12 protein-coding genes are annotated in these 15,145 nt (G+C 73.4%); 3 read left to right on the forward strand and 9 right to left on the reverse strand.

Translation table 11 applies throughout. The features are described 5' to 3' along the window. Positions 1 to 240: 240 nt before the first annotated feature. From cobT to ACFXG1_RS26515, 6 genes are all read right to left on the reverse strand, one after another. Positions 241 to 4,107, reverse strand: coding sequence for a nicotinate-nucleotide--dimethylbenzimidazole phosphoribosyltransferase (gene cobT, locus ACFXG1_RS26490; RefSeq protein ID WP_384744835.1), 3,867 nt, complete (start codon positions 4,105 to 4,107; stop codon positions 241 to 243). Between the two features lie 344 nt (positions 4,108 to 4,451). Then, entirely contained in the window at positions 4,452 to 5,738 is a 1,287-nt protein-coding gene (gene cbiE, locus ACFXG1_RS26495; protein ID WP_384744837.1) for a precorrin-6y C5,15-methyltransferase (decarboxylating) subunit CbiE, read from the reverse strand. Positions 5,739 to 6,016: 278 nt separating this feature from the next. Beyond that, entirely contained in the window at positions 6,017 to 6,655 is a 639-nt protein-coding gene (locus ACFXG1_RS26500) for a GNAT family N-acetyltransferase (RefSeq protein ID WP_384723034.1), read from the reverse strand. Positions 6,656 to 6,883: 228 nt separating this feature from the next. Then, positions 6,884 to 7,720: a MetQ/NlpA family ABC transporter substrate-binding protein gene (locus tag ACFXG1_RS26505; protein WP_384723037.1), complete on the reverse strand. Its 837-nt coding sequence runs from the start codon at positions 7,718 to 7,720 to the stop codon at positions 6,884 to 6,886. Positions 7,721 to 7,903: 183 nt separating this feature from the next. Beyond that, entirely contained in the window at positions 7,904 to 8,704 is an 801-nt protein-coding gene (locus tag ACFXG1_RS26510; protein ID WP_384744840.1) for a methionine ABC transporter permease, read from the reverse strand. Continuing rightward, a complete protein-coding gene (locus tag ACFXG1_RS26515; RefSeq protein ID WP_384744842.1) occupies positions 8,701 to 9,798 on the reverse strand; it encodes a methionine ABC transporter ATP-binding protein in 1,098 nt (365 codons plus the stop codon). The genes ACFXG1_RS26510 and ACFXG1_RS26515 overlap by 4 nt, the downstream gene beginning before the upstream one ends. Positions 9,799 to 10,479: 681 nt before the next feature. Here ACFXG1_RS26515 and ACFXG1_RS26520 point away from each other — a divergent pair. Together ACFXG1_RS26520 and ACFXG1_RS26525 are read left to right on the forward strand one after the other, a co-directional pair. Then, complete coding sequence (locus tag ACFXG1_RS26520) at positions 10,480 to 10,839, forward strand: hypothetical protein (protein WP_384718108.1); 360 nt, start codon at positions 10,480 to 10,482, stop codon at positions 10,837 to 10,839. Between the two features lie 242 nt (positions 10,840 to 11,081). Continuing rightward, positions 11,082 to 11,441 carry a hypothetical protein gene (locus ACFXG1_RS26525; RefSeq protein WP_384718114.1) on the forward strand — a complete coding sequence of 120 codons (360 nt, stop codon included), beginning with the start codon at positions 11,082 to 11,084 and terminating at the stop codon, positions 11,439 to 11,441. Between the two features lie 64 nt (positions 11,442 to 11,505). On the opposite strand, the gene ACFXG1_RS26530 is transcribed toward ACFXG1_RS26525, so the two are convergent. The 3 genes from ACFXG1_RS26530 to ACFXG1_RS26540 form a co-directional block, all read right to left on the reverse strand. Beyond that, complete coding sequence (locus ACFXG1_RS26530; protein ID WP_384718106.1) at positions 11,506 to 12,009, reverse strand: GNAT family N-acetyltransferase; 504 nt, start codon at positions 12,007 to 12,009, stop codon at positions 11,506 to 11,508. Positions 12,010 to 12,060: 51 nt separating this feature from the next. Next, positions 12,061 to 12,615: an RNA polymerase sigma factor gene (locus tag ACFXG1_RS26535; protein WP_384718104.1), complete on the reverse strand. Its 555-nt coding sequence runs from the start codon at positions 12,613 to 12,615 to the stop codon at positions 12,061 to 12,063. An 83-nt stretch (positions 12,616 to 12,698) separates the two neighbouring features. Beyond that, a complete protein-coding gene (locus ACFXG1_RS26540) occupies positions 12,699 to 13,898 on the reverse strand; it encodes a glycerophosphodiester phosphodiesterase (RefSeq protein ID WP_384718102.1) in 1,200 nt (399 codons plus the stop codon). Positions 13,899 to 14,291: 393 nt separating this feature from the next. Here ACFXG1_RS26540 and ACFXG1_RS26545 point away from each other — a divergent pair, with 393 nt between their 5' ends. Continuing rightward, complete coding sequence (locus ACFXG1_RS26545) at positions 14,292 to 15,041, forward strand: lysophospholipid acyltransferase family protein (protein ID WP_384744845.1); 750 nt, start codon at positions 14,292 to 14,294, stop codon at positions 15,039 to 15,041. The last annotated feature ends 104 nt before the right edge of the window (positions 15,042 to 15,145 follow it).

Consider the following 15,145-nt stretch of genomic DNA (forward strand, 5'->3'; position numbering starts at 1 on the left):
ACGATACGGAGCGCGGCGGCGTCGGCGCGGCTCGGCGGGACGTGTACCGGCTTACTGTACGGTGCCGCGTTTCGCCCGCGATATGCCGAGCGGCGGACATCACAGCAGGTCATCGGCGGTTGTCGGGGGTCGGCGGCGGGCGGTGGCCCCGGAGCCGGGGGCGGCGGCCGGGCCGTGCGCCCGCGCCCGGCGGGTGCGGTGCAGTCCGCGTACCCGTCGGTACGCGGACCGCACCTGCCGCTACTTCTCGGTGACCCCGGCCGAGTCGAAGGTCGCCACCTCGTGCATGGCCCGGGCCGCGCTCTGGACGACGGGGAGCGCCAGCAGTGCGCCGGTGCCCTCGCCGAGCCGGAGATCGAGGTCGATCAGGGGGCGCAGACCGAGCTTGGTGAGCGCCGCGACATGGCCGGGTTCGGCGCTGCGGTGTCCGGCGATGCAGGCCGAGAGGGCCTCGGGCGCGACGGCCCGGGCGACCAGGGCGGCGGCGCCCGCGGAGACACCGTCGAGGACGACGGGGGTGCGCAGGGACGCGCCGCCGAGGATCAGGCCCACGAGCGCGGCGTGCTCCAGGCCGCCGAACGCGGCGAGGACACCGATCGGGTCCGCCGGGTCGGGGGTGTGGAGTTCGAGGCCACGGCGGACGACATCGACCTTGCGGGCGTGCGTCTCGTCGTTGATGCCGGTACCGCGACCGGTGATCTCGGCCGGGTCGTCGCCGGTGTAGACGCAGATCAGGGCGGCCGACACGGTGGTGTTGGCGATACCCATCTCACCGGTCAGCAGCGCCTTGTTGCCCGCGGCGACCAGATCGCGCGCGGTCTCGATGCCGACCTCGATCCCCGCGACGACCTCCTCGCGGGTGAGGGCGGGGCCCTCGGTGAAGTCGGCCGTACCGGCGCGGACCTTGCGGGGCAGCAGTCCGGGCTGGGCGGGCAGCTCGGACGCCACGCCGACGTCGACGACGCAGACCTCGGCGCCGACCTGGTTGGCGAAGGCGTTGACCACCGCTCCCCCGCCGAGGAAGTTGGCGACCATCTGGCCGGTCACTTCCTGGGGCCAGGGTGTGACGCCCTGGGCGTGGACGCCGTGGTCGCCCGCGAAGACCGCCACGGCGGCGGGCTCCGGGATCGGCGGCGGGCACATCCGGGACAATCCGCTCAGCTGGGCGGAGATGATCTCCAGCATGCCGAGCGCGCCCGCGGGCTTGGTCATCCGCTTCTGCCGCTCCCAGGCCTCGCCGAGCGCCTTGGCGTCCAGCGGGCGGATCGCGGCAACGGTCTCCTGGAGGAGGTCGTGCGGCTCGGCGCCGGGCAGCGCGCGGCGGCCGTACGTCTCCTCGTGGACGACCCAGGACAGCGGACGGCGCTTGGACCAGCCCGCCTGCGCCAGCTCGGGCTCCTCCGGGAACTCGTCGACATAGCCGACGCAGAGGTAGGCGACGACCTCCAGGTGCTCGGGGAGGCCGAGCGCGCGGACCATCTCGCGCTCGTCGAAGAAGCTGACCCAGCCGACGCCCAGACCCTCGGCGCGGGCCGCGAGCCAGAGGTTCTCGACGGCGAGCGCGGAGGAGTACGGGGCCATCTGGGGCTGGGTGTGCCGCCCCAGGGTGTGGCGGCCGCCGCGGGTCGGGTCGGCCGTGACGACGATATTGACCGGGGTGTCGAGGATGGCCTCGATCTTCAGTTCCTTGAACTGCTTGGCCCGGGCCTTGGGGAGCGACTTGGCGTAGGCGTCCCGCTGGCGCTGCGCCAGTTCGTGCATCGTGGCGCGGGTCTCGGCGGAGCGGATGACGACGAAGTCCCAGGGCTGGGAGTGGCCGACGCTGGGGGCGGTGTGGGCCGCCTCCAGGACGCGCAGCAGCACATCGTGCGGGATCGGGTCGTCGCGGAAGCCGTTGCGGATGTCGCGGCGCTCGCGCATCACCTTCAGGACGGCCTCGCGCTCGGCGTCGTCGTACGCGGGGGCGGGCGGCGCCTGCCGTACGGCGGGCTCGGGCGCTTCGTCCCCGGCGGGCGCCGCCTCGGGCGCGTCATCGGCGACGGGCTCGGCCGTCGTGCCTTCCCCGGCCTCGGGCGCTGCCGCCTCCGCCTCCGCCTCGGGCGCCGCTGTCTCCGCCTCCGCCTCCGCCTCGGGTGTCGCGGCGGGCGCCGTCTCCTCGGCGGCGGGCGCGGGCACGGGTACAGGCTCGGGCTCGGCTACCGCGTCCGTCTCCGCTTCGGCGGGGGCCTCGGCCTGCGGAGCGGCCACCATCTCGGGCGCCTCGGCCACGGGGTCGGCGGGCGCCTGCTCGGAGGCCGGGGCCTCGGACGCCTCGGCGGGCACCTCGGCGGGTGCCTCCGGCTGCGGGACGGTCTGCTCGGGCGCGGCCGGAACCTCGGCGGGGGGTGCCTCGACAACAACCTCGGCGATGGGCGCGTCGGTGGTCTCGGCGGCGGGAGCCCCGCCGTCCGCTCCGGCGTCGGCCTCGGGAGCGTCGATGACGGGCTCGGCGGCGACGGGCTCCGGCGCGGTGGCCGGGTCCTCGGCTACGGCCTGCTGCTGCTGTACGGACTCGGCGGGCGCGTCGTCCGCGGGTACGGGCGCCTCGGCAGGGGCCTCGGTCTGCGCGGCGACGGGCTCCGCGGGTACGGCATCGGGCCCGGCCGCCGCCTCGACCGGGGCGGTCTCGACGGGCTCAACGGCCTCGGGGGCATCAGGCGTTTCCGGCGTCTCGATGATTTCGGCGAGCTCGGCGAGCTCACCGGTGTCATCGGCGGCGGGCGTCTCGGCCCCGACGGGCTCGGCAACCGGAGCGGCGGGCTCACCCGGCTCGGCGGGCGCGGCGGGGGTCTCGTCCGGGACGACCGTCGCCGCGGTCTCGACGGCCGCCTCGGCCTCGACAGGGGCGGCTGGCGCGACGGCTTCGGCGGTCGGCTCCATCGGTGTCACGGTCTGCGGCGGTACGGCGTCCCAGGGCGCCCCGGCCTGCGGCGGGATCTCGGCGAGCTGGGGCCCGGGCAGGGTCTGCGGGGCCTCGTCGCGCGGCACGTCCAGATACTCGGGGCCCAGCGTCGGCGGGCCGGGGTGGTGCTGCGCGGTCAGCGGGTGCGGGGCGACTCCGGCCGGACCCCGGTCGGCCAGGGACCGGACCACACCGGTGGAGTGGTCCGGCACCGGCGGGCCCATGTGCAGGGGGCGCCGCCCGGGCGGCGGGGTCGGGGTCGCGGAACCCGGCGGGAACACGGGCGCGGGCTGCTCGCCCTGCGGGCCGGGCACGGGCTCTTCCACCGCCGGGGCGGCGGCCGGGCCGTCGGTCGCGGCGGGAGCCTGCTCACCGGGCTCCCCCGGCTGCTGCTCGGGCGGGACGCCCTCAATGTGCTGCGCCGGCTGCTCCTGCCCCTGCTGCTCCGGTACGGGGGCGGACTCGGCGGCTCCGGCGCCGGCGGACGGGGCGATATCGGTGGCGGGGGCCGGGGCCACCTGCTGTATGGACGGGGCGGCGGACTCCGGGGTGCCCAGATCTGTGGGGGCCACAAGACCCGGCGCGGTCACCACGCCCACCGGCGCCATCACGGCGGGATCCCCGGACGGAGCGACCGCGACGGCCTGCTCCGGGGCGTCCGGTGCCACGAACTCCGCCCCCTCGGGACCCGGTGCCAGGCCGGGCCCGGCCGGACCCGCGGACCCGGCGGCCTCCACCGGAGCGCCGGTGACCGGATACGGGGTCGCCACGGGCACGGCGCCCGGGGCGACCGGGACGCCCTCCGCCCCGTACTGCTCGGGATGCGGAACGCCCACCGGCTGCTCCGCGTGGACCGTCTGGGCCTGGGCCTGGGCCTGGGCGGGCGCCGCGACGGGCGCGGCGGCGGGCTGGAACACGGGCGCGGCCCCCAACGGCTGGACGGGGGACGGGTGCTGTCCGCCCAGGGTCGCCTGCGGGTCGACCCACGCGCCCTGCGCGCCCGGCATCAACAGCAGATCGTCATCGGTGTGCGCCGCGCGCGCGGGCCGCGGAGCGGAGGGGTCCAGGACGGTGTACGCCTCAGGACCGGGCATGCCCGGCTGCTGCTCCACCACGCCTGCGTTCCCCGGCAGCCCCTCACCCGGGATCTGGCCGGTGTCGGTCATGCGTACCCCTCGCCCCATCGTGTGATCCTTCGCCCATCCGCCCGGACGCCCGGTCGTGACGCGCCGACGCCCGTCAACGAGAACGAGCGCGCGCGCCGCGCGGCACGACGGCCCCGCGGGCTTCCAGCATTCTCGCGGCCGTGCGGGGGCCGTGGCGGTCGGATCCGACACGGCCTGCTGTGGGCTGCGCCACGTTGCGCGTCCCCCGGTTTCGACGTACCACATACCGGAGCCAAAGCGACACTCGTTTTCCGGTGTTCCGGGGCGATGCCGAACGTAGCGACGGCTCGTCCCGGTGCGGTACAACGGTCGGTCAGCCTACCCCGGGCCACTGACAATCATGGTCACGGGGCACGCTCCGGCAACCGTCCCGACACCAGGAAGACCACCGCCCGTTCCCGTTCCGACCAGCCCTTCGGGTCGAACGCGACGGACTGCGCGAAGACGCATTCCACCGCGTAGCCACCGGCCGACAGGGCCTCGGTGACGGCCTCGGCGGCCTCCCGGGTGAGGGCGTGCGTGACGATGCGTTCGGGGCGCCGGTCGGCGCAGGCCGCGACGGTCTCCGCGCCCCCGCCGCCGATCCTGACGACATCGGGTTCGGGCAGGCTCTCCAGGACCTGCGGGGCGCGGCCGTTGACGAGCTGGACCCGGACCCCGGCGCGCCGGGCCGCGGCGTCGGTACGGGCGCAGGCGCCGGGGTCGGCGTCCACGGCGATCACGGCCGCGCCGAACCGCGCCGCGTCGACGGCGAGGAGTCCGTCCCCGCAGCCGACGTCCCAGACCAGGTCGCCCTCCCGGGGGCCGAGCCGGGCCAGTTGGAGGGCGCGCAGCGTCGCGCTCTCGCCCTCGCGTCCGCCGCCGGCCTCCGGACGGCTCGTCTCCGGTTCCGTACCGCCATCGGAACCGCGGTCCTGGGCGTCGTCGGTGCCGTACGCCGAGCGGGGCAGCGCCCAGCCCCGTACGGCGGACGGGAATCCGGGCTCGCGGCCCGCGATCCAGCCGCCGGCGGGGTTCGGGGCGGCGGCCGAGCCACCGACCACGATCACCACATTGGGGTCGCGCCAGAGGTGGTCGGCGGCCTTGTCGGAGGTGACGACCGAGACCTGTTCCCGTTCGGTGCCCAACTCCTCGCAGACGACGAAGGTGCGGTGGACGCCGTCGAGGAGCAGGGCGAGTTCGGCCGGTCCCGCGCCGGGCGAGGTGAGGACGGCGACCTTGGGGTGCGCCCGGCAGACGTTGACCGCGCGCCGCAGCGTTCTGGGGTGGGCGACCACGATCCGGGCGTCGTCCCAGGGCATGCCCGCCCGGGCGAAGGCGGCGGCGACGGAGGAGACGGCGGGCACCACCTCGACCTCGAGACCGTGCTCGGGGGCGCGGAGGGTGCGGACGACCCCGAAGAAGCCCGGATCGCCGTCGGCGAGTACGACGGCGCTGCCCCGGTGTCCCGCGATCCGGCGGGCGGCGAGGGAGACGCTGCCGAGGCGGATGCGTTCGGCCGTGCCGGGGACCTCGGGCAGGGCCAGGTGGTGGGCCGCGCCGGCCACCAGGGTGGCGGCGCCGAGTGCGGAGCGGGCCGCGGCGGTGAGGGGTGAGCCGTCCCAGCCGATCACCGTGACGCGGTCGGCCATGGTCGTCAGTCTCCTGGAGTCGTCGCAGGTGGGAGGAGCGTCCGGGGCCGGGGGCCACCGGTGGGACGGGCGGGCCGGACGACTCGGGGCGCGAGGCGTCCATTGAACCAGTCGGGACACGACCGGCCGGGACACAACCGGTGGGGACACGACCGGTCGGGACACAACCGATCGGCACACGACCGGTCGGGACACTGAATCAGCCGGGCGTCCGGCCGTCCACCGGACGATCGTGTTCCGGTGGTGTCCCGACGCCGCGCGGGGCCGGGGGCGCGGTCTCAGCTCCAGTCGGTGTAACCGGACTCGGCGGATCCGTCGGTCACGCCGTCGAGGTCCTCGGGCAGCAGGCTCCAGACGATCAGATCGGTCCGCAGTTCGGTCCAGCCGCCGTCGGCGGTCCGGGTCCTGGCGATCCAGGCGCTGCGCAGCACCCCTTCACTGATGCCGCCGATCTTCTGCGCCACCTGCTGGGACGCGGTGTTGTCGGCGGCGGTGCGCAGTTCGAGACGTTCGAAGTCGCGGTCGCGGAAGAGCCATTTGGCGACGGCGAGCACGGATTCGGTGGCGTACCCCTCGCCGCGGGCCCAGGGCGCGATGGCGTACGCCGCCTCGGTGGCCCGGATCCGCCAGTCGGTGTTCTTCAGCCGTACCGTCCCCACCAGGCGCTGGGTGAGGAACTCGGTGACGGCGAAGACGATGCCCCGGCCCTCGGTGCGCTGCGCGGGTGCTATCTCCCGGATCCACTTCTCGGCGTCGGCGCGAGTGAAGGGATGGGGTACGGGCGTCCAGGCGGTGACCGTCTCGTCGTTCATCATCTCGGTGTACGCCGGGATGTCGGCCTCCTCGAAGGGGCGCAGCACCAATCGCTCCGTGCTGATGGACACGTCAGGAAAGGTGGTTGTCATGCGCTGCTCCATAACGATGGCCTGCGGGGAACAGGCGACCAGTGGCCTGCGAAAGGCCCAGCATGCAGCATGGGCCGACCCGGGGGCACCACGGGGGGCCGCGGGGCGGACGGCGGCGGGCCCCGCACCCGTCCGGGGTGCGGGGCCGCGCGGGTGTCGTACGGGTTCGCCCGCGGCGGCGGGCGTGCCCGGGCTCGGGCCGAGGCTACGCGGCCGTCATAACCCCGCTCAGGAGGCGGCTCAGAAGGCGGCGATCACCGAGCCGTCGTACTTGTCCTCGATGAACTTCTTCACCTCGGGCGAGGTGAGGAGCTTGGCGAGCTTCTCGACCCGCGGGTCCTTCTCGCTGCCCTCCTTCACCGCGAGGAAGTTGCCGTACGGGTTGTTCTCGGCGGACTCGAGCACCAGGGAGTCGTTCTTGGGGCTGAGCTTGGTCTGCACCGCGTAGTTGCCGTTGATGACGGCCGCGTCCACGTCGCCGAGCGCGCGCGGTACGGCCGCGGCCTCCAGCTCCTTGAAGGTGAGCTTCTTCGGGTTCTCGGCGATGTCCTTCGGCGTGGCCTCGTTGCCGGCACCGGGCTTCAGCTTGATGAGGCCGTTCTGTTCCAGCAGCTTGAGGGCGCGGGCCTCGTTGGTGGTGTCGTTGGGCAGCGCGATGGTGGCGCCGTCCTTGAGGTCGGCCAGCTTGTCGACCTTCTTGGAGTAGACGCCCAGCGGCTCCAGGTGGACGGTGACGACGGGCACGATGGTCGTCTTGTTCTTCTTGTTGAAGTCGTCCAGGTACGGCTTGTGCTGGAAGTAGTTGGCGCCGACCTCGCCGCTCTGGGTGGCGGTGTTCGGGGTGACGTAGTCGCCGAACTCCCGGATGTCGAGCTTGAGGTCCTGCTCGGCGGCCAGCTTGTCCTTGACGAAGCCGAGTATCTCGGCGTGCGGGACCGAGCTGGCGGCGATGACCAGCGGCTTGGCCGGGTCGGCGTCGGCGCCGGTCTTGTTGTCCTCGTTGCCGCAGGCGGTCAGGCCGAGGGTGAGGGCTCCGACGGCGAGGACAGCGGTCGTGATCTTGGCAGTGTTACGCACGAAAAGTGCCTTTCTCCATGGGTGGTGCGATGGCGCGGGCCCCGGCGGGGCGCCGCAGAAGGGAAAGCTCTGTGGCCTGTGAGGCTGATGTGACCTCAGTGGCTATACGTATCCATGCGGCTGGCGTGGCCTGTGGGATCAGAAGTTCCCGGGCCCACCGCCGTACGGACGGAACGGGGAGGGTCAGTCGGTCTTCGGGGGGCGGCCGGGCGCGGTCGCGGCGGCGGCCCCGGTGGCGTCCAGCGCGGCCGTCGTGTGGGCCACGGCCAGGGCGTCGGCGGTACGTCCCGGCCTCAGCAGCCGCAGCCGGGGCGCGGAACCGCCGCGTCCGCGCCGGTGGAGAGCGCGGGCCGCGTAGTCACCGGCGAACTGGATGACGGCGATGACGACGGCCAGGACGGCGACCGTGATCCACATCATCTGCGAGTCGAAGCGCTGATAGCCGTAGCGGATGGCGATATCGCCGAGTCCGCCCGCGCCGACCGTCCCGGCCATGGCCGAGTAGCCGATCAGGGCGACGATCGTGGTGGTGGCGCCGGCGATCAGGGACGGCAGGGACTCCGGTACGAGGACCTTGCGGACGACGGTCCAGGTGCTGCCGCCCATCGACTGCACGGCCTCGACGAGACCGCCGTCGACTTCCCGTACGGAGGTCTCCACCAGCCGGGCGAAGAAGGGGATGGCCCCGATCGCCAGCGGCACGATCGCGCCCTCGCGGCCGATGGTGGTCCCGGTGATCGCCTTGGTGAAGGGCAGCAGGGCGACCAGCAGGATGATGAACGGCATCGAGCGGGTGATGTTGACGATCTGGCCGACCGCCTTGTTGACCACCGTGTTGGCCAGCAGACCGCCCCGGTCGGTGAGGACGAGGACGATCCCCAGCGGCAGCCCGGCGGCCACGGCGATCAGGGCGGACCAGCCGACCATGTAGATCGTGTCCCAGCTCGCCTGCTCCAGCAGCGGCTGCATCTCGGACCAGGTCACCGGGCACCGTCCTTCATCAGGTTCGGGGTGGCGGCGAGGTCGCCGGACGCGGGTGCGGGGACGCCCACGGGCGCGGGCGCCGGGGCGTCGGCGGCCTCGGCGGCCTCGACCTGGAGTCCCTGTTCGCGCAGGAAGCCGATGGGGACCACGTTCTCCTCGTACCGGCCGGGCAGCTCGATCCGCATCCGGCCGACCTGCTTGCCGCCCACGGTGTCCATGGCGGCACCGAGGATCGAGATATCGATGTTGTACGTCCGTGAGAGCTGCGAGATCACCGGCTGGGTGGCCGCGTCCCCGTGGAAGGTGACGTCGACGACCGTGCGGTCGTCGCCGGATGCCCGGCCGCTGACCGGGAAGAGCGCGGCGGCCAGCTGGGAGCCGGGGGTGGCCAGCAACTCGCTCACCGTGCCCGATTCGACGATCCGGCCGTTCTCCATCAGCGCCGCGGAGTCGCAGACCGACTTGACGACGTCCATCTCGTGGGTGATCAGCAGGACCGTCAGACCGAGCCGCTGGTTGAGATCGCGCAGCAGCTGGAGGATGGAGCGGGTGGTCTCCGGGTCGAGCGCGCTGGTGGCCTCGTCGGAGAGGAGCACCTTGGGGTCCCCGGCCAGGGCGCGGGCGATACCGACCCGCTGCTTCTGGCCGCCGGAGAGCTGGCTCGGATAGGCCCGGGCCTTGTCGGCGAGGCCGACGAGGTCGAGGAGTTCGAGCGCCTTGCGCTCGCGCTCGCGGCCCGAGAGCCCGAGGATCTCCAGCGGCAGCTCGACATTGCTCCGCACGGTCCGCGACGACAGCAGATTGAAGTGCTGGAAGACCATGCCGATCCGGCTGCGGGCCTCGCGCAGCTCCCGCCCGGCGCGCGGCCCCTTCCCGGCGAGGGCGGTCAGCTCAGTCCCGGCCACGGTCACCGTGCCGGAGGTGGGGCGTTCCAGCAGATTGACGCAGCGGATGAGGGAGGACTTGCCGGCGCCGCTCTGGCCGATGACTCCGTAGACCTCGCCCTCCCGGACATGGAGATCGACGCCGTCCAGGGCGGTGATCTCGCGTCCTCGCGAGCGGTAGACCTTGGTCAGGCCCGTTGTCGTGATCACTGGGTTCGTCCGTACTGTCGAGTGCGCGGCAAGGTCGTCGCCGGGCGCGGGATGTCGTCGTCGATCCGTCAGACCGGGATGAACCACCGCGAACCGGAGCGGAGCGGTGGCCTTTCCCTTACGGCGCTACCGCGCCGGGCCGTCCCGTACCGCGTCCCGTGGTCCCGGATCGGTGGTCCGGACACAGGGCGGCGGCGGAAGGATGGTGGTCGCGGGGTGCGCGGGGCAGCCATGGCCCGCCGGGGCGGACGTGGTCGGCTGCGCGGTCTCTCACTTCGGGGCGCGAGGCACGGTCGGGGGCCCTCAGAAGGCGCACATTCGACACAGACAACGAGCACCGGGCGTGGTGTCCGCCTCGGTCGCAGGGGTGCGGTAGCTCGTCGTGGTCATGGCGGTAAGTAAAGCAGACCACCTTCCTGGGACAACCCCCGCGTCCGAATAGCGGACAGTCGGCGCTCGTCCATCGAACGTCGACCCCCTTGGTCCCGGCCCTACCGCTCCGGCGCTGACCTGGGACGACGCCGATCCGAACGGTGGCATCCCGGCACCCCGGACGATCCACCGTGACCGGATCCTGTGGTCAAGGCCACGATCACCCGCTCCGCGGCCGGTCCGCGCGGGCGCGGTACGGGGCCGGGGGCGGGCGCCGCGGGCCCCGCCCGCCGTAATACGCTCGTGGCCATGCTCGACGCCCTCACGGTCGCGATCTCCGTCACCGCGCTCGCCCTCGCCGCCTGGTGCGGTTACGCCGCCTACCGCGACCAGCCCACCAAGGACTGGCACTTCATCGGCATGGCCGTGGTGACGCTGCTGGCGCTGGCGCAGCTGGTGGTGGGCATCGTCCGGCTGGCGGGCGGGCACGACGCGGGCCAGGGCACCACGATCTTCGTCGCGTATCTGATCGGCGCGTTCGCCACCGTCCCCGCGGCGGGTGTGCTGTCGCTGGCCGAGCGGACCCGCTGGGGATCGGCGACCGTAGCGGCCGGAGCGGTCGTCCTCGCGGTACTCGAAGTGCGGCTCTACGACATCTGGGGAGGCTGACGATGACCGAGCCCACCACCCGGGCGGACGGCACGACCGGCACCGCGGGGGACGCCGACGCCGCGGACCCGGCGGCGGCCGCGACCGGAGCCCGGACCGGGGTTCCGGCCGAGGTTCCCGCCGACGCCGCGGCCGAGGTTCCGGGCGAAGCTCCGGCCGATGCGCAGGCCGGAATTCCGGCCGGAACCGACACCCGGCTCGTGCGGGGGCCGGGACTGCTGCTGGTCTGGCTGTACGGAGTGATGTCCGTGGGCGCGGTCTCCCGCTCCCTCCTGCACATCCTCACCGACTTCGACGAGGCACCGCTGGCCCACGGCCTTTCGGCCGTCGCCGCCGTCGTCTACGTCTTCATCACCTACACCCTCGTCCGCGGCGGCGAGACGGCCCGTAAGGCTGGTCTGGTCTGCTGCGCGGCCGAACTGGTGGGCGTGCTGGTCGTCGGAACCTGGACGCTCGTGGACCCGTCCGCCTTCCCGGACTCCACGGTCTGGTCCGGCTACGGCTGGGGCTATATCTTCCTGCCGGTCCTGCTGCCGGTCACCGGACTGCTGTGGCTGCGCCGCTCCCGTACGCCGTCGCCCTCCGGGGTATCGGCCGTCTGAGATCCCGGCACCCCGGCGGTCACCGGCCAGGACCCGTCGGGTCCTGGCCGGCCGTCCGGGCCCGTCAGGCGCTCGTGACGAACGCCCCGGCCTCGGCGCCCTTCTCCAGCGTGACCAGGGTGAGCCGGGGTCCGACCTCCTCGCGGGCCACCGGCACATAGCCGTGGTTGCGGTAGAGCGCCAGATTGCCCTCACTGCGATGGCCGGTGAACAGCTGGAACTTCTTCGCCGCGGGCTCCCCCGCGAAATGCACCTCGATCGCGGCCAGCAGCCGCCCGCCCAGACCGTGCCGCTGCATCCTCGGATGGACGATCAGCTTGGCGATCCGCGCCGTACCGGCCGCGTCGACCCGGCCGCGTACCGAGGCCACCACCTCGTCGCCGAGCCGGGCGACCAGCGCGTGCCCCTCGGCGATCTCGGACCGCAGGGCGTCCAGAGACTGGGTGAGCGGCTCGATGGCGTAGTCGCCGTACAGCTCCGCCTCGGTCTGGTAGCAGAGGTACTGGAGCTTGAGGATCTGCTCCGCGTCCCGCGCCTTCGCCGCTGAGATGGTCACGCTCATACCCATGCGCGCATGCCTCCCGCTCACCTGTTCCCTGGGATTGTCCGACGGGGCCGTCTAACGCACCCTTCCCCCTTGAACAGGAGCCGCAACCTCCGCCGCGAGCATTCTGCGCAGACATCCCAGGCAACGGGAACGCTTGGGCCCTAGACTGCCCTGTGACAAATTCAACTCTCCTGCGATTTCACGGTATGTGGGGTCTTGCGATGACAACATCGCAGAAAGCAGCCGTGGACAGTCACCCGGAGTACGGGCTACCGCCGACCGGACGGCGCGGCCCGTCTCCGCCCGCAGCGCCGCCCCTTCCACGCTCTCCCCCGGGTCCACGGCGGCGTCGAGGGCCAGAACCCGCTCCCGCGCCGCGCGCCGACGCGCCCGGCGGACCTCAGCCCGGACCGCCCCGCGCACCCACCCGGCCGGGTCCGCGGGCGGCCCCGCGCCGTCGAGCCGCTCGAACAGCCGCACCCAGACGGCCTGTTCCAGATCCCCCGCCTCCACGGCCGCGCCGGACGCCTCGGCCATGGCCTCCGCCGCCAGCAGCGGGCCCAGCGCGCCGACCACCGCGGCGGCTCCATCCGCCGGCCGGGAACCCGGCGATCCCTGTGCTGTCATGCCCGACGGGACGCGCCGCCGCCCGGACCGGTTGCCGGACGGCGGTGGCATCACCCGTACGAGGCACGGGCCGCCGCGGGGCTTCAGCCGGCCCGGACCTCCGCCGCGGCCAGCAGGCCCGTGTCCGGGTGGTCGGTGAAGATGCCGTCGATCCCGGTGGCGAGATAGGCGCGGTACGCCCCGAAGACGTCCCCGTACCCGTTCGGCTCGATCCCCGGGGCGCCGTCGCGGTCCCGCCGGAAGTCGGCGGGGAGGAAGGTGTTCTCGTTGCGCAGGGTGTACGGATGGACGATCAGATCCCGGCGGTGGGCGTCCCGGACCAGGGTGGTCGGGGTACCCAGCCGGCCGTCCGGGCCCTTGGGGACGACCAGGTCCAGCGTCGGCCCGATGCCCTGGGCATACGACGCGATCCACCGCAGCCCCGCCGGGGTGATCAGATCGGCCACCGTCCGCGGGTCACCGGCCTCCACGAAGTCCCACGGCCGGGTCCCGGCGCCGGACAGCAGCACCACCCGCGGGGCGTCCACCAGCTCCGCCATCCGCCGCATACTGCCCGGCTCGAACGACTGGAGGAAGACCGGCGCGTCCCGGCGGTCCCGCCCGTACCGGCGCAGCAGCCGCGCCAGGGGCTCCTCCAGGCCGAGGCCGAGCCCGCGGAAGTACGTGGGGTGCTTGGTCTCGGCGTGCAGCCACACCGGGCGGCCCCGGCGGTGCCCCTCCCGTTCGGCCCACTGGAGCACCTCTTCGAAGGTCGGCACCCGCCAGCGGCCGTCGTACAGCGTGTTGTCGGGGCGGACGCCCGGGATGCGCTCGGTGGCGCGCAGCGTCCGCAGCTCGGCCAGGGTGAAGTCCTCCGTAAACCAGCCCGTCATCGCGGTGCCGTCGATGGTCTTCGTGGTCCGGCGGGACGCGAACCGGGGATGGGCGGCGACGTCCGTGGTGCCGGTGATGTCGTTCTCGTGGCGGCAGACGAGATGCCCGTCCCGCGTCGGTACGAGATCCTGCTCGATCACATGCGCCCCCATGTCGAGGGCGAGCTGATAGGCGCCGATCGTGTGCTCGGGGCGGTAGCCGCTGGCACCCCGGTGGGCGATCACCGTCGGGTACGGCAGATTCCGGTACCCGCCCCGGCCGCCGCCCCGCCCGGGCCGGCCCTCGGTGTCCCGCTCGCCGGCCGCGTGCGCCGTGGCGGCCGTACCGCCCACCCCGGCCGCCGCGGCTCCGAGCGCCGCCGCGCCCAGCACCGTACGCCGTCCGGGTCGTGTGTGCGCGCCCTGTGTCATCGGGGTTCCTCCATCGTGGTCCGCCTGCTCTCCGGCCAATGCCCGGCGGCCCGACGCTAGGGCCTCTCTTCCGGATCCTGCTGGGGCTCGCGTGCCCTGGCACCGCGCCTCGCCGCGTTGTCGTCAATCACCAATGCTCCGCAGTGGCTCAATCCTCCGCCTTGCGATCCACGGCACCAGACCCCGCTCACTACCCCAGCCCGATCCGCAAGAAAGACCCTAGAGACCGGTCCCGTCCGGCCGGAAGACCCCCGGCGAACAGCGGCCGAACACATGTCAACACGGTGTATCGGCTTGTATCGAGTCCGTGAACCCGACGTGCGGCCGGGGCCGACCCGCGAGTATGGTCCTCACCTGCGCGGACCGCGCCGATTCCGGCGCACCGCGGCAGGAATGCGCACCGACGCAGGAATCCGTACCGCACAGCACCAGATCCGACACCGAACAAGGTCACCGCCGGAGGACCCGTTGTCCCGCTTGTCGCTCATCAAGGCCGTCCTCGGACCCTTCCTGCGCCTGATGTTCCGGCCGCGCGTGGAGGGGGCCGGGAACATTCCCGGCTCCGGCCCGGTCATCCTGGCCGGAAACCACCTGACCTTCATCGACTCGATGGTGATGCCACTGGTCTGCTCCCGGCCGGTCTACTTCATCGGCAAGGACGAGTACGTGACCGGCAAGGGCATCAAGGGCCGGCTGATGGCCTGGTTCTTCACCGGGGTCGGGATGGTCCCCGTCGACCGGGACGGCGCCAACGGCGGGGTCGCCGCGCTCAACACCGGCCGTCGGCTCCTCGAACAGGGCAAGATCTTCGGTATCTACCCCGAGGGCACCCGCTCCCCCGACGGCCGTCTCTACCGGGGGCGCCCCGGGATCGCCCGGCTGACACTGATGACCGGTGCCCCGGTGGTGCCCTTCGCGGTCATCGGGACCGACAAGCTCCAGCCCGGCGGCGCGGGGCTGCCCCGGCCCGGCCGGGTGACGGTCCGCTTCGGCGAGGCGATGGAGTTCTCCCGCTACGAGGGCATGGACCGCGACCGCTACGTCCTGCGGGCCGTCACCGACTCGGTGATGGCCGAGGTGATGACGCTCTCCGGACAGGAGTACGTCGACATCTACGCCACCAAGGCCAAGAAGGCCGCCTGACGACGGACCCCCGAGGGGGGGGGGGGCCCGCGCGGGGGGGGGCGCCCCCCCCCCGGGGGGCCGGGCGGGGGGGGGGGCCCGCGCGGGGGGCGGGGGGGGGGCGC

It is taken from the genome of Streptomyces sp. NPDC059248, assembly GCF_042753905.1.
In the GTDB taxonomy this organism is placed as follows: domain Bacteria; phylum Actinomycetota; class Actinomycetes; order Streptomycetales; family Streptomycetaceae; genus Streptomyces.

Coding starts and splice junctions, on each gene's coding strand:
- cobT (WP_384744835.1), bottom strand. CDS start 4,107: ATGACCGACACCGGCCAGATCCCGGGTGAGGGGCTGCCGGGGAACGCA.
- ACFXG1_RS26545 (WP_384744845.1), top strand. CDS start 14,292: ATGCGCACCGACGCAGGAATCCGTACCGCACAGCACCAGATCCGACAC.
- ACFXG1_RS26540 (WP_384718102.1), bottom strand. CDS start 13,898: ATGACACAGGGCGCGCACACACGACCCGGACGGCGTACGGTGCTGGGC.
- ACFXG1_RS26535 (WP_384718104.1), bottom strand. CDS start 12,615: ATGACAGCACAGGGATCGCCGGGTTCCCGGCCGGCGGATGGAGCCGCC.
- ACFXG1_RS26520 (WP_384718108.1), top strand. CDS start 10,480: ATGCTCGACGCCCTCACGGTCGCGATCTCCGTCACCGCGCTCGCCCTC.
- ACFXG1_RS26530 (WP_384718106.1), bottom strand. CDS start 12,009: ATGGGTATGAGCGTGACCATCTCAGCGGCGAAGGCGCGGGACGCGGAG.
- ACFXG1_RS26500 (WP_384723034.1), bottom strand. CDS start 6,655: ATGGAGCAGCGCATGACAACCACCTTTCCTGACGTGTCCATCAGCACG.
- ACFXG1_RS26525 (WP_384718114.1), top strand. CDS start 11,082: ATGTCCGTGGGCGCGGTCTCCCGCTCCCTCCTGCACATCCTCACCGAC.
- cbiE (WP_384744837.1), bottom strand. CDS start 5,738: ATGGCCGACCGCGTCACGGTGATCGGCTGGGACGGCTCACCCCTCACC.